Source organism: Aureibaculum marinum (assembly GCF_003813905.1).
Classification (GTDB): Bacteria; Bacteroidota; Bacteroidia; order Flavobacteriales; family Flavobacteriaceae; genus Aureibaculum; species Aureibaculum marinum.
Window position 1 is genome coordinate 330,947 of sequence record NZ_RPFJ01000002.1, and the last position, 13,671, is coordinate 344,617.

Here is a 13,671-nt window from a genome sequence, read left to right on the forward strand (position 1 = left end):
TATGGAAAAAGACTTAAGTAATTACAGAAAAACCTATCAAAAAGATGCTTTACTGGAAGAAAATACTCCAGAAAACCCTATCGAATTATTTAGAGATTGGTTTCTTATTGCAGATAATGATAACAACGTACTTGAAGCTAATGCTATGAATGTTGCTACCTTAGGTTTAGATGGATATCCTAAAAACAGAGTTGTTCTACTCAAAAAATTTACTTGGGAAGGATTTATTTTTTATACCAATTATAATTCTGAAAAAGGAAAAGCTATTTTAGCAAATCCTAAAATATGTTTGTCCTTTTTTTGGCCTTCTTTAGAACGACAAATTATTATTAAAGGAGATGCAGAAAAATTAGCAAAAAATTTATCAGATGGCTATTTTGAATCAAGACCAGATGGAAGTAAATTAGGAGCTTGGGCGTCTAATCAAAGTGAAGTAGTACCTTCAAGAGAATTACTAGACAAACAATTACAAGAGTATGAAAATAAATTTAAAGGTAAAGAAATTCCTCGTCCCAACTATTGGGGTGGTTTTATAACAAAACCTAAAAGCATCGAATTTTGGCAAGGTAGGCCCAACCGCATGCACGATAGAATTAGATATACATTAGACAATGATTACAATTGGATAAAAGAGCGTTTAGCACCTTAATTTACTTTTATAGGTTATGTTTAAATTGTATTTTAGCTTCATGATAAAAATAGTAATATAATATTAAAACCGTATAAAGCGGAGCATTGAATGAAAACACTATATATAGTTCGCCACGCAAAATCATCATGGACATATCCTTCTATCAAAGATATTGACCGCCCTTTAAAAGAAAGAGGTATTAACGATGCTTATTTAATATCTGAAGTATTGCTAAAAAAAATAAAATGTCCTGACGTGTTTTTATCTAGTTGTGCCAATAGAGCCTTACATACCGGTATGATTTTTAGTTACACTTTTAATTACCCTCTATCAAATCTAAAAATAAGTAAATCGTTATATAGTTTTAGCGATGGTTACCTTATAAAGACAGTTAAAGCATTAGATGATGGATTTAAATCAGCTATAGTTTTTAGTCATGATCATGGCATTAATACCTTCGTTAATAAATTTGGAAGCGAACCTATAAGTCATGTACCTACTTGTGGAGTAATTGGTATTAAATTTGACACAAAACATTGGAAAAATATAAAAAAAGGAAAAACCTTTTTACAAGAATTCCCTAAACATTACAAATAAAATGGGCTTAGAAATAAAAAAATATGCTGCAATAGATATTGGTTCAAATGCCGTTCGTCTATTAGTAGCAAATGTTATTACTAAAAACAATAATACTACTCAATATCGAAAATCTGCTTTAGTACGTGTGCCTGTTAGATTAGGTGCAGATTCATTTACTACGGGTATTATTTCAGAAAATAGTATAAACCGGATGATTAATACCATGAAAGCCTTTAAATTACTAATGGATGTTCATGGTGTAGAAAAATATAAAGCATGTGCTACTTCCGCAATTAGAGAAGCTACAAATGGGAAAGAAGTTGTAAAAAAAATATTAGAAGAAACAGGCGTTAAAATTGATATTATTGATGGTGAAAGTGAAGCTGCCATTATATCCTCTACAGATTTAAATGAATTAATTTTAGGAAAAAAATCCTATCTATATGTTGATGTTGGTGGTGGAAGCACCGAATTTACATTATTTAGTAAAGGTAAAATTATAGCTTCAAAATCTACAAAAATGGGTACCGTTCGTAAAATTGATAAAGAAACTCATAAGCAGATAAATAAAGAAGTTAAAAAATGGATTAAAGAAAAAAGTAAAGGCATCTCAAAAATATCTATTATTGGATCTGGAGGTAACATCAACAAAATTTTTAAAATGTCAATGAGACGTGAAGGGAAACCTCTTTCTTATATTTATATGAAAGCTCAATTCAAGTTTTTGAAAGAAATGTCTTATGAAGACAGAATAACTGAATTAGGCTTAAATCCTGATCGTGCCGATGTAATTATTCCTGCAAGTAAAATATACTTAAATGCCATGAAATGGAGTGGAGCCAAAAATATTTTTGTTCCAAAAATTGGCTTAGCTGATGGTATTATTAAGGCATTACATTTAGGAAAATTAGAGGAATAACACACATTATAAAAAACAAAAACGGTAATTAATTAAAATCATACTTTTTAAAAAAAACTTTTCCATAAAATTCTAAGTCCAACTAGAGCAATTAATACAGCCGTCATTCTTTTAACTGTGTATGGCGAAAGTTTTGTCGTACTTAACCGTGATCCTATTTGACCTCCTATAAGTACCGTTATCATTAAAAGTAAAGTCAGTGTAATATTAAAAGAATAACTTAAACTATTATAATTGGTTTGGTATTGCCCAAACAATCCAGCCATTGAATTTACTAATATAAAAAAGCCAGAAGTAGCTGCTATTTTTTTAGAGCTATCCCAACGGGTTAGATGAAGTAATGGAGCTAAAAAAATGCCCCCACCAATACCAACTATTCCTGAAATAAAACCAATGCCTCCACCAAAAAAACTATTTTTTAGAATAGAATGTTGTTTTATATTTTTAGTTTCGTTCACTATATACTTAGCATTCCACATTAAAAATGCAGCCACTATTAACGTAATTCCTAATAGAATAAAAAATAAAGCTTGACTAATCTTCAAATATCCGCCCCAAAAGGCCATTGGTACACTAACTAATGCAAGTGGAATACTTTTTTTCCAATCAAAATATCCCTTTTTAAAATAGATAAAAGTACCCCCACTTACCACAACTATATTACATAATAAAGCAATGCCCCTTATTTGAACAAAACTTAAGCTTGTTAAAGCTAAAATTGCCAAATAGCTAGATCCACCTCCAAACCCTACAGAAGCATAAAGTACAGAAACTATAAAAAAAAGTATAATAATTTCCCAATATTGCAATAAAACTTGTAAAAAATCTATCATAAATACAATTAATTACACAAATTAAAGATTATATTTTTATATTGCTACATATTTTACAAATTATGGCTTTAGAAAAACACAAAAAATATTGGCGAGAAAATTTAAAATACCTTGCCATCCTACTATCAATTTGGTTTTTAGTTTCCTACGTTTTTGGAATTTTATTAGTTACTGAATTAAACACTATCAGGCTTGGAGGATTTAAACTTGGGTTTTGGTTTGCTCAACAAGGTTCTATTTTCGTGTTTGTTATACTGATTTTCGTTTATGTACGCCTAATGAATAAACTAGACAAAAAGTATGGTTACGATACTTAAAGTATACTTACAAAATTAATCCTACCTATAAACCAATTATCAACTAAACTCAAACTAATGACAGTACAAAATTGGACCTTACTTATAGTTATTTCCACTTTTGGATTATATATAGCAATAGCAATTTGGGCTAGAGCAGGTTCTACTAAAGAATTTTATGTCGCTGGTGGAGGCGTTTCTCCTCTAGCAAATGGACTAGCAACCGCAGCTGATTGGATGTCTGCAGCATCTTTTTTAGGTATGGCCGGTCTTATTTCTTTCAACGGATACGATGGCTCTGTTTACTTAATGGGATGGACTGGTGGTTACGTTTTACTAGCTTTACTTTTAGCTCCCTACCTAAGAAAATTTGGAAAATTCACCGTTCCTGATTTTATTGGAGATCGATATTATTCTAATATAGCTCGTACAGTAGCCGTTTTTTGTGCATTGCTTGTCTCATTTACTTATGTTGCAGGACAAATGCGTGGTGTTGGATTAGTATTTTCAAGGTTTTTAGAAGTTCCTATTAATACAGGTGTTATTATTGGAATGATTATCGTACTGTTCTATGCTGTACTTGGAGGTATGAAAGGTATAACATATACTCAAGTAGCTCAATATTGTGTATTGATTTTTGCTTTTATGGTACCCGCCATTTTCATCTCTTTTTTAATGACCGGGAACCCTATTCCTCAAATAGGTATGGGAGGAAAAGTAATTGGAGAAGGTGTATATTTGTTAGATAAATTAGATGGACTCTCAAGTGAATTAGGCTTCTCTATATACACAAACGGATCCAAATCAACGATAGATATATTTTTTATTACTGCAGCTTTAATGGTAGGTACTGCAGGATTACCACATGTTATTGTTCGTTTCTTTACCGTGCCTAAAGTAAAAGATGCAAGAAAATCTGCAGGATTTGCTTTGTTATTTATTGCTATTTTATATACTACAGCCCCAGCCATAGCCGTATTTGCAAGAACTAATTTAATTGAAACAGTAAGTGAAAAAGAATATTCTTCAATGCCTGAATGGTTTTCAAAATGGGAAGCTACAGAACTGATTACTTTCGAAGACAAAAACAATGATGGTAAAATTCAATATGTAGCTGATAAAGAAATTAACGAATTAATTGTAGATCCTGACATCACAGTTCTAGCAAATCCTGAAATTGCTAAATTACCAAATTGGGTAATTGCTCTAGTGGCTGCTGGTGGTTTGGCCGCTGCTTTATCAACTGCTGCAGGATTACTTTTGGTAATTTCAACCTCTATATCACACGATCTTATTAAAAAACAAATTAAACCAGATATTTCAGACAAAGGAGAACTTATTGTTGCACGACTTTCTGCCGTAGTAGCTGTTATTATTGCGGGCTATTTTGGAATTCATCCTCCTGATTTTGTTGCCGCTACTGTTGCTTTAGCTTTTGGTTTGGCTGCTGCTTCTTTTTTTCCTGCAATAATTCTCGGTATTTTTAATAAACGTATGAATAAAGAAGGAGCTATCGCAGGAATGGTTGTAGGTATTTTATCGATGCTATTTTACATGATGAAATTTAAATTTAATTGGTTTGGTGGTGGAACAGAAGCAGATTGGTGGTTTGGTATTTCTCCTGAAGGATTTGGAACTGTAGCAATGTTAATAAATTTTATTATTTCATTAATAATTTCTAATTTTACTCCTGCACCTCCAAAAGAAGTTCAAGAAATCGTTGAAAATATTAGAATTCCATCTGGAGCTGGTGAGGCAACACATTAAAATCTTCGACAGATAACAGATGTTTCCCTATTGCCTTAACTAAAACAATATAAAATCAACTAATAAAGCTAATTAATATCAAAAAACAACTATTGTATTAACATATGAAAACGAGAATTAAAACGGCACTAACAGCCATTTTTATAGCCGCTTTTACTAGTGTTTCAGCTCAAGAAAATGAACCAATTACAGACTCTATTGTAATTGAAAAAGGCAAATTAGCAGATGGAATAACATTAAAAGAAATTCGCTTACAAAAATCAAAATCTGAAAAAAGCATAAAATTAGACAGTACCATTTTAACGAAATCACCACTCTTTGAAGAGTGTAAATCAATATCGGATGTTTCAGAGCAAAAAGACTGTTTTTCTATAAGTATTACTAAATTGGTTAATCGAAAATTTAACACCTCAGCGTTAAAAGGATTGCCTAGCGGTAGACATAAAATCTATTGTTTTTTCAACATTTCAAAAAATGGCAACATTGAAAATTTAGAAGCTTATTCTAAATACAAAAAACTAGAAATAGCAGCCGTAAATGTTTTTGAGAATATACCGAAAATAGAACCGGGAGAAATAGACAATGAACCTGTCATAGTTAGATATTTCTTACCCATAACCCTTTTAAAAAATTAATAAACTTTAAACAATGAGTAACTACAGCATCAAACATTTAGAAGAGTACTATCAAGTCTACAGAAAATCTATCAGAGACCCTGAAAATTTCTGGTCAGAAATCGCTGAAGAACATTTTATGTGGCATAAAAAATGGGACAATGTGTTACGTTGGGATTTTTCAAAACCAGAAATAAAATGGTTTGAAGGAGCTAAACTAAATATTACTGAAAATTGTATTGATAGACATTTAGCTACAAAAGGTGATAAAACTGCTATCCTTTTTGAGCCAAATAACCCTAACGAAGACGCACAACACATAACATATAAGAGATTACATGAACGTGTAAATCAACTTGCCAATGTATTAAAAGATCATGGTATTAAAAAGGGAGACAGAGTTTGTATTTATTTACCAATGATTCCTGAATTAGCCATCTCACTATTGGCTTGTGCCAGAATAGGAGCCATACATTCCGTAGTCTTTGCAGGATTTTCTTCCAATGCTTTATCTACAAGAATTAATGATAGCGACTGTAAAATGGTAATTACAGCAGACGGTTCATATAGAGGATCCAAAACAATAGATTTAAAAGGTATTGTTGATGTAGCTCTAGAAGATTGTCCTTCTATTAAAAATGTGTTGGTAGTTAACAGAATCAACTCAAAAATAGAAATGAAAGAAGGTCGAGACCAATGGTTACAACCTCTTCTAGACAAAGCTTCAAAAGAGTGTAAAGCCGAAATTATGGATGCGGAAGATCCTTTATTTATACTCTACACTTCTGGATCAACGGGTAAACCTAAAGGTATGGTTCATACCACAGCCGGATATATGGTTTACACCGCTTACACTTTTAAAAACGTGTTTCAATATAGAGAAAATGATGTATATTGGTGTACTGCAGATATCGGTTGGATTACAGGTCATAGTTATATTGTTTATGGTCCTTTAGCAAATGGAGCCACAACTGTTATGTTTGAAGGGATACCTAGTTATCCTGACTTTGGGAGATTTTGGGAGATAATTGCCAAACATAAAATTAATCAATTTTATACTGCTCCAACAGCAATTAGAGCTTTGGCAAAACAAAACATTGATTTCGCAGAAAAACATGATTTGTCTTCAATAAAAGTTTTAGGTTCTGTTGGAGAACCTATAAACGAAGAAGCATGGCACTGGTATAATGATATTATAGGAAAAAAGAAAAGCCCTATTGTTGATACTTGGTGGCAAACAGAAACTGGTGGCATAATGATTACTCCACTGCCATATGTTACTCCAACAAAACCCACATACGCAACGCTGCCTTTCCCTGGAATACAACCTACTTTAATGGATGAAAATGGTCAAGAAATTAAAGGAAATCAAGTAGACGGGAGATTGTGTATTAAGTTTCCTTGGCCTTCTATGGCTAGAACCATTTGGGGAAATCATCAACGCTATAAAGACACTTACTTTACAGCATTTAAAGATAAATATTTTACAGGTGATGGTGCCTTACGTGACGAAGTAGGATATTACAGAATTACTGGTAGAGTAGATGATGTTATTATTGTTTCTGGACATAATTTAGGTACAGCACCTATTGAAGATGCTATTAATGAGCACCCAGCAGTTGCCGAATCTGCCATTGTCGGTTTCCCTCATGACATAAAAGGAAATGCACTTTATGGTTATGTTATTTTGAAAGAAACAGGAGAAAGTAGAGATCATAATAACCTAAGAAACGAAATTAACCAAAATATTACAGAACACGTTGGTCCAATAGCCAAATTAGATAAAATTCAATTTACCAAAGGATTACCTAAAACACGATCAGGTAAAATTATGCGTAGAATTTTACGTAAAATTGCCAGTAGAGAGATGGACAGTTTAGGCGATACATCTACGTTAGTAAACCCAGAAGTGGTTGAAGACATTAAGAACAATGTCATTTAACAGATTTTTGATTTTAATTAAAACCTTTCTAATAACTAACAACAGATGTACATCTGCTGTTAGTTATTTTTTTAATATACTATTTTTCAACAACCGTCATTTACAACACCAAATTAAACAACTGTATTTCAATGCATTATTAAATTGTTTTTATCTAAAAATTAGGATTTACCATCAATTTTTTGTATATTGCCAGATATGATAGCAATTGATAAAACAGAGAATCAGGAATTATTAAAAGAATCCGTTACCTATGTGGAAAATTTAGGTTTTAAAAATATTAAAGCGGATTTAGAAGGATATGAAACACCTAAATCATATCATCAAAAAGGTACAGACTTTACTGTAACCCCAGATATTGTTGGTGAAAAAGCAGGTAGAAAACACTATTTTGAAGTGAGTTTAAAATCTGCCGAACCAAAAAAGTTAAAATCTAAATGGCGTTTTCTAGAAGTATTAACAAGGATGAAAGATAATCGCTTTAAAATTATCACTTACAGAGGACATTATAAATTTACTGAAGATATGATGCAAGACATCAACTTAGACAAAAATTTAATTAAACTATAAATTAGTACCAACTTTAATTATCTAACTTAAATACCCCTAAGTATCGGGGTATTTTTTTTAATTTACTTTTCTTTTAAGCAGCTCATTTTGTTCTTTCATTAAATCTGTTAAGTCAGATAACAACTCAATATCTTTAGGTGTTACCACTGTTTTATCAGTTGTATCTTGAGCTTTATACCTTAATCTATTCATAAATTTAACAACGATAAAAACAGTAAATCCAATAATAAAAAAATCTAAAAAAGCTTCAAAAAGAGCACCATATCCTAAAGCAATTTGTTCGTTAATAATTTCACCTGCTTTATTTTTCTCTGCTTCTCTTAAAATTAAGATTTTATCACTAAAATTTATACCATTGGTTAAATAAGTTAAGGGAGGCATCAACACTTTTTTTACAAGCACATCAATCACTTTATTAAAAGATGCACCAATAATAACACCGATAGCCATATCCATCATATTACCTTTAACTGCAAATTCTTTAAACTCTTTAAGTAAATCCATAGTTCTGTTGTAATTTATTAGTACAAAAATGCTGTATTTATAAATAGCTAAGTATCATATAGTTCATAGTTGTTATATACTATATAACTCCACCAAAATCCAACATAGACTTTCTAATTCTATAATTTTGTAAATATACCTTAATAAAATTATGCTATAAAAATGCTTTAAGAATTGTTTTTGTTTAAATAAAAGTTTTTTTGAGAATTAATCTTCTTTTATAGAATACCCAAATTAATGTTATAACCTCTGAGAATAGAATTTTTTAATAGCTGTAACTAAATCATTATGAAACATTAATTTATTTTTTTTCAAACATTTATAATGATTTTGGTTAAAGTGACATACATGTAATACTATAACTATATACTTAAAGAAAAAACCCTTAATAAGAAGGCTTATTAAGGGTTTTTCCAATTAAAAACAGAAAATTACTATTCTATCACTGGCGGATATTCAGCCATAATTTCTGTTACAAATTCTTTTATACGTGTCTCTTTTTTAGAAATATCTCTAGAAGAAACTAATGCACCTGTCCCCATACCTTGCCAGGCTAATTCTTTTTTCTTTGCATCTATTAAGTCTATAAATAATGTGCCTTCAGTAGAGCTAGTTACATTAGAATAAGCTCCCATACCAAATCCATAAGGACCAAATCCACCATAATACCAAGGATACCATCCGTAATATCTATTATTATATACATTAATTTTTTCTCTAGACTTAGTAAAAATGTTTACTAGCAAATCAGGATTTTCAGATTTTGTAAAACCCTTTGCTAATAAATCAGCCTCAACAGCTCGTAATATTCTACGTTTGTCTAAATCAGAGATATCAACTTTATCAATTCCTTTTTTATAAAAAGCAAAGGTTTTATATTGGTTAAAATCTTTCTGTTTATCATAATCAGAAGATACTTTAACCGATGCACAAGAGGATACTAAAAAAAGCACCACACCTACCGAAAGTAATTTTAAATATTTCATAAACTTTAATTTTTCACAAATTATTCCAATAATTTATCATCAACTAGATTTGGAAGTGTAACCTTTAAATTTGGTTCTAATTCCATAGCTCTTTTAATAGCAAATATAGCTTCCTTATTTCGAGCCCAACTTCGTCTTGCAATACCGTTATTTACATCCCAAAAAAGCATTGATTTTAAACGGTATTCAGATTCTTTACTACCATCAAGAACCATGCCGAAACCACCATTTATAACTTCTCCCCATCCAACTCCACCACCATTATGAATAGAAACCCAAGTAGCACCTCTAAAACTATCTCCTATAACGTTTTGGATAGACATATCTGCTGTAAATTTAGATCCATCATAAATATTAGATGTTTCTCTAAAAGGTGAATCTGTACCAGAAACATCATGATGATCTCTACCTAAAACAACTGGTCCAATTTCTCCTTTAGCAATAGCATCATTAAAGGCTTTGGCTATTTTTATACGTCCTTCAGCATCTGCATATAAAATACGAGCTTGAGAACCTACTACCAATTTATTTTCTTGTGCTCCTTTAATCCACTTTATATTATCTGCCATTTGCTGCTGTATTTCTTTTGGAGAATGTTGAATCATTTCTTCTAATACTTTACATGCAATAGCATCTGTTTTTTCTAAATCTTCACATTTTGCCGACACACAAACCCAACGAAAAGGCCCAAAACCATAATCAAAACACATTGGCCCCATAATATCTTGAACATAACTATTGTATTTAAAATCAATACCATTTTCAGCCATAATATCAGCACCAGCTCTAGAAGCTTCTAACAAAAATGCATTTCCATAATCAAAAAAATAAGTACCATTTTTGGTATGTTTATTAATAGCATCAGTTTGACGTCGAAGACTTTCTTGAACTTTCTTTTTAAATAACTCAGGCTGGTCAACCATCATTTTATTAGCTTGTTCAAAAGACACATCGACAGGGTAATAACCTCCCGCCCAAGGATTATGTAATGAGGTTTGATCTGAGCCTAAATCAATATAAATATTTTCATCATAAAATTTTTCCCAAACATTAACCACATTACCATTATAGGCGATAGAAACAATTTCTTTTTTTTGCTTAGCTTTTTTAACGCGTTTTACAAGTTCTTCTAAATCGTCTATTACCTCATCTACCCAACCTTGCGAATGTCTAGTTTCTACAGCTTTATTATTAACTTCTGCACACACTGTAATACACCCTGCTATATTACCAGCTTTGGGTTGTGCACCACTCATTCCGCCAAGACCTGAAGTAACAAAAAGTTTTCCTGACAAATCTTCTGATTGTTTTGCTATTTTTCTTCCAACATTTAGTACTGTAATTGTAGTACCATGCACAATGCCTTGCGAACCGATATACATAAAACTACCGGCCGTCATTTGTCCATACTGGGTTACCCCTAACGCATTAAACTTCTCCCAATCATCTTGTTTTGAATAGTTTGAAATCATCATACCATTTGTAACAACAACTCTAGGAGCATTTTTATGCGATGGAAATAACCCCATCGGATGGCCAGAATACATTACTAAAGTTTGTTCATCGTTCATTTGAGCTAAATACTGCATCGTTAATAAATATTGTGCCCAATTTTGAAAAACAGCTCCATTACCACCATAAGTAATTAATTCGTCAGGATGTTGTGCTACTGCATTATCCAAATTATTCTGAATCATATGCATAATGGCTTTTGCCTGAAGAGATTTTCCTGGATAATCTTCAATTGGTCTAGCGTACATTTTATAATCAGGTCTAAAACGATACATATAAATTCGACCATAAGATTCTAATTCATCTTTAAATTCCGTAACTAATTCTTTATGAAACTTAACATCAAAATATCGTAACGCATTTTTTACTGCCAACTTTTTCTCTTCTTCAGATAAAATACACTTACGTTTTGGTGCATGGTTTATTTCTGAATCATAAGTTTTGTGATTAGGAAGATGGTCCGGAATTCCTTGAAGTATTTGTTGCTGAAAATTATTCATATTTATTAGCAATTCATTAAATAACTATTATGCCAATCAATTACCCGATTTATAAAGAATCTGTTTTTTTATCATATCCATACGGACAATGTCTACATCCACTTTTACAACAATACCCTCTTTTTAAATGGTATTTTTCAGTAAAAACTTTATACCCTTTTTCTGTAAGGTAATAATCATCAGGTTCTAATTCCAAAGGCTTATTAAACATATTAAATTAATTATGATGTAAATTTACCATAAAAATCATTAAATAAATTCACTATTTTCGCCATACCATGAATTTTAAAATTAATAGTAGAAATCAGACGGTACAATTTCATTTACTTAATGATATTGAAGTTGTTATAAAACGTGAAGACGAAATTCACCCTCATATTTCTGGTAATAAATATAGAAAATTAAAGTATAATATTATTGCTGCTAAAAATCAAGGGATTAATACGTTATTGACTTTTGGAGGTGCTTATTCTAATCATATTGCTGCAACAGCTGCCGCAGGAGCTGAATTCGGATTTAAAACTATTGGTATTATTAGAGGTGAGGAGATAGTAACAAAAATTGACGAAAATCCCACATTGAGTTTTGCTCAAAATTGCGGGATGAAATTTAAGTTTATTACACGAAGTTTATACCGTGAAAAAGAAAACTCAGCGTTTATTGAAAGTTTAAAAAAGGAATTTGGTACTTTTTATAGATTGCCAGAAGGAGGAACAAATGAGTTAGCTATAAGAGGATGTGAAGAAATTTTAACAATTGAAGATAAAAGCTTTGATTATATTTGCACAGCTGTAGGAACTGGAGGAACTATTGCTGGTATTATAAACAGTGCCTATCCTCATCAAAAAGTAATAGGATTTCCTTCTTTAAAGGGTGATTTTTTACATGATGAAATTGCCAAATGGACAACTAAAACGAATTGGGAGTTAGAAACCAACTATCATTTTGGAGGTTATGGCAAAATAAATAATAATCTTATTACGTTTATAAATAAATTTAAAGAGAAAACTAGTATTCCCCTAGATCCTATTTATACTGGTAAAATGCTCTATGGAATTGTTGATATGATTCAAAATTTAACCTTCGACAAAGGAAGTAAAATACTTGCTATTCACACAGGAGGTTTACAGGGAATTGAAGGCATGAACAAACTCTTAAAACAAAAGAAAACACTACAAATAATTTAAAATGAGATATTTAAAGATATTTCTTAGCATTGGTATTATAGGTTTATTAGCAAGTTGTGGTTCACATAAAAAAACAAGTAGCTATAACACACAAACCAAAGTTATTAAAAGAACTCCTACTCCAGTAAAAATTCAAAAAATTGACGAAGCAGATATTATTCATGAAGATTTAGTTCGTCGTAAACCACATTTGAATAAAACCACACTAGATTATATTGATGAATATAATGACATTGCCATATTAGAAATGATTTCCTACAAAATACCGGCTAGTATTACATTAGCTCAAGGAATTTTAGAATCTAATAGTGGCCGAAGTAGGTTATCTGTTAGAGCTAACAATCACTTTGGAATAAAATGCCATTCGAGTTGGGATGGAGGTCGCATTTACCACGATGATGATGCAAGACAAGAATGTTTTAGAAAATACGAACATCCTTTAACTTCTTATAGAGATCACTCGCTATTTTTATTTGACAGAAAACGATATGCCAACTTATTTAATCTTAGAAAAACTGATTATAAAGGGTGGGCAAAAGGTTTAAGAAAAGCAGGTTACGCTACTGACCCAAAATATCCATCAAAATTAATTACCCTTATTGAAACCTATGAATTAGATAAATATGACAAGTTTGATGAAAGCTTTTTATATAATGGAAAAGTAATTGCGAAAACAAAAAACAAAGCTAAATATATTATTGTGGCTAAAGGTGATACTTTATATTCCTTAGCTAAAGACTATGACTTAACTGTTGATAGATTAAAGTGGCTAAATGGCCTAAAGAATAACGATTTGTCTATTGGTCAAAAAATTTATATTGAATAATATAA

The 13,671-nt window shown here is 31.1% G+C and carries 15 protein-coding genes; 10 read left to right on the forward strand and 5 right to left on the reverse strand.

From position 1 onward, the window contains the following. Window position 1 precedes the first annotated feature (1 nt). The 3 genes from pdxH (at window position 2) to EGM88_RS02115 (ending at window position 2,129) form a co-directional block, all read left to right on the forward strand. Window positions 2–649 (forward strand): pyridoxamine 5'-phosphate oxidase, encoded by a 648-nt coding sequence (gene pdxH, locus EGM88_RS02105; RefSeq protein WP_123896314.1) that lies wholly within the window; start codon window positions 2–4, stop codon window positions 647–649. Between the two features lie 90 nt (window positions 650–739). Then, window positions 740–1,228 (forward strand): SixA phosphatase family protein, encoded by a 489-nt coding sequence (locus EGM88_RS02110; protein ID WP_123896315.1) that lies wholly within the window; start codon window positions 740–742, stop codon window positions 1,226–1,228. A gap of 1 nt (window position 1,229) precedes the next feature. Further along, window positions 1,230–2,129, forward strand: coding sequence for a Ppx/GppA phosphatase family protein (locus EGM88_RS02115; protein WP_123896316.1), 900 nt, complete (start codon window positions 1,230–1,232; stop codon window positions 2,127–2,129). Between the two features lie 47 nt (window positions 2,130–2,176). Here the strand turns inward: EGM88_RS02115 and EGM88_RS02120 are convergent, their stop codons facing one another. Beyond that, on the reverse strand, window positions 2,177–2,962 hold the full coding sequence (locus tag EGM88_RS02120) for a sulfite exporter TauE/SafE family protein (protein ID WP_123896317.1): 786 nt from the start codon (window positions 2,960–2,962) through the stop codon (window positions 2,177–2,179). A 62-nt stretch (window positions 2,963–3,024) separates the two neighbouring features. Between EGM88_RS02120 and EGM88_RS02125 the strand changes: the two genes are divergently transcribed. The 5 genes from EGM88_RS02125 (at window position 3,025) to EGM88_RS02145 (ending at window position 8,151) form a co-directional block, all read left to right on the forward strand. Further along, a complete protein-coding gene (locus tag EGM88_RS02125; protein WP_123896318.1) occupies window positions 3,025–3,279 on the forward strand; it encodes a DUF4212 domain-containing protein in 255 nt (84 codons plus the stop codon). A gap of 57 nt (window positions 3,280–3,336) precedes the next feature. Further along, window positions 3,337–5,025, forward strand: coding sequence for a sodium:solute symporter family protein (locus tag EGM88_RS02130; RefSeq protein WP_123896319.1), 1,689 nt, complete (start codon window positions 3,337–3,339; stop codon window positions 5,023–5,025). 104 nt (window positions 5,026–5,129) lie between these two features. Further along, a complete protein-coding gene (locus EGM88_RS02135; RefSeq protein ID WP_123896320.1) occupies window positions 5,130–5,660 on the forward strand; it encodes a hypothetical protein in 531 nt (176 codons plus the stop codon). 13 nt (window positions 5,661–5,673) lie between these two features. Further along, window positions 5,674–7,581: an acetate--CoA ligase gene (gene acs, locus EGM88_RS02140; protein ID WP_123896321.1), complete on the forward strand. Its 1,908-nt coding sequence runs from the start codon at window positions 5,674–5,676 to the stop codon at window positions 7,579–7,581. 198 nt (window positions 7,582–7,779) lie between these two features. Next, entirely contained in the window at window positions 7,780–8,151 is a 372-nt protein-coding gene (locus tag EGM88_RS02145; protein WP_123896322.1) for a hypothetical protein, read from the forward strand. A 57-nt stretch (window positions 8,152–8,208) separates the two neighbouring features. On the opposite strand, the gene mscL is transcribed toward EGM88_RS02145, so the two are convergent. The 4 genes from mscL to EGM88_RS15720 form a co-directional block, all read right to left on the reverse strand. Continuing rightward, the gene (gene mscL / locus EGM88_RS02150) at window positions 8,209–8,655 is read right to left on the reverse strand and encodes a large conductance mechanosensitive channel protein MscL (RefSeq protein ID WP_123896323.1); all 447 of its coding nucleotides are present in this window, start codon (window positions 8,653–8,655) and stop codon (window positions 8,209–8,211) included. 434 nt (window positions 8,656–9,089) lie between these two features. Beyond that, window positions 9,090–9,641: a DUF4136 domain-containing protein gene (locus tag EGM88_RS02155; RefSeq protein WP_123896324.1), complete on the reverse strand. Its 552-nt coding sequence runs from the start codon at window positions 9,639–9,641 to the stop codon at window positions 9,090–9,092. Window positions 9,642–9,661: 20 nt separating this feature from the next. Then, on the reverse strand, window positions 9,662–11,653 hold the full coding sequence (locus tag EGM88_RS02160; RefSeq protein ID WP_123896325.1) for a urocanate hydratase: 1,992 nt from the start codon (window positions 11,651–11,653) through the stop codon (window positions 9,662–9,664). A gap of 49 nt (window positions 11,654–11,702) precedes the next feature. Then, window positions 11,703–11,864 carry a DUF5522 domain-containing protein gene (locus tag EGM88_RS15720; protein WP_162497529.1) on the reverse strand — a complete coding sequence of 54 codons (162 nt, stop codon included), beginning with the start codon at window positions 11,862–11,864 and terminating at the stop codon, window positions 11,703–11,705. Window positions 11,865–11,931: 67 nt separating this feature from the next. Between EGM88_RS15720 and EGM88_RS02165 the strand changes: the two genes are divergently transcribed. Then, on the forward strand, window positions 11,932–12,840 hold the full coding sequence (locus EGM88_RS02165) for a 1-aminocyclopropane-1-carboxylate deaminase/D-cysteine desulfhydrase (protein WP_123896326.1): 909 nt from the start codon (window positions 11,932–11,934) through the stop codon (window positions 12,838–12,840). A gap of 1 nt (window position 12,841) precedes the next feature. Beyond that, window positions 12,842–13,666 (forward strand): glucosaminidase domain-containing protein, encoded by an 825-nt coding sequence (locus EGM88_RS02170; RefSeq protein ID WP_123896327.1) that lies wholly within the window; start codon window positions 12,842–12,844, stop codon window positions 13,664–13,666. Window positions 13,667–13,671: the final 5 nt, after the last annotated feature.

Excerpts from the sequence above, each read along its gene's own strand:
- pdxH (WP_123896314.1), top strand. The coding sequence starts at position 2 with ATGGAAAAAGACTTAAGTAATTACAGAAAAACCTATCAAAAAGATGCT.
- EGM88_RS02110 (WP_123896315.1), top strand. The coding sequence starts at position 740 with ATGAAAACACTATATATAGTTCGCCACGCAAAATCATCATGGACATAT.
- EGM88_RS02115 (WP_123896316.1), top strand. The coding sequence starts at position 1,230 with ATGGGCTTAGAAATAAAAAAATATGCTGCAATAGATATTGGTTCAAAT.
- EGM88_RS02120 (WP_123896317.1), bottom strand. The coding sequence starts at position 2,962 with ATGATAGATTTTTTACAAGTTTTATTGCAATATTGGGAAATTATTATA.
- EGM88_RS02125 (WP_123896318.1), top strand. The coding sequence starts at position 3,025 with ATGGCTTTAGAAAAACACAAAAAATATTGGCGAGAAAATTTAAAATAC.
- EGM88_RS02130 (WP_123896319.1), top strand. The coding sequence starts at position 3,337 with ATGACAGTACAAAATTGGACCTTACTTATAGTTATTTCCACTTTTGGA.
- EGM88_RS02135 (WP_123896320.1), top strand. The coding sequence starts at position 5,130 with ATGAAAACGAGAATTAAAACGGCACTAACAGCCATTTTTATAGCCGCT.
- acs (WP_123896321.1), top strand. The coding sequence starts at position 5,674 with ATGAGTAACTACAGCATCAAACATTTAGAAGAGTACTATCAAGTCTAC.
- EGM88_RS02145 (WP_123896322.1), top strand. The coding sequence starts at position 7,780 with ATGATAGCAATTGATAAAACAGAGAATCAGGAATTATTAAAAGAATCC.
- mscL (WP_123896323.1), bottom strand. The coding sequence starts at position 8,655 with ATGGATTTACTTAAAGAGTTTAAAGAATTTGCAGTTAAAGGTAATATG.
- EGM88_RS02155 (WP_123896324.1), bottom strand. The coding sequence starts at position 9,641 with ATGAAATATTTAAAATTACTTTCGGTAGGTGTGGTGCTTTTTTTAGTA.
- EGM88_RS02160 (WP_123896325.1), bottom strand. The coding sequence starts at position 11,653 with ATGAATAATTTTCAGCAACAAATACTTCAAGGAATTCCGGACCATCTT.
- EGM88_RS15720 (WP_162497529.1), bottom strand. The coding sequence starts at position 11,864 with ATGTTTAATAAGCCTTTGGAATTAGAACCTGATGATTATTACCTTACA.
- EGM88_RS02165 (WP_123896326.1), top strand. The coding sequence starts at position 11,932 with ATGAATTTTAAAATTAATAGTAGAAATCAGACGGTACAATTTCATTTA.
- EGM88_RS02170 (WP_123896327.1), top strand. The coding sequence starts at position 12,842 with ATGAGATATTTAAAGATATTTCTTAGCATTGGTATTATAGGTTTATTA.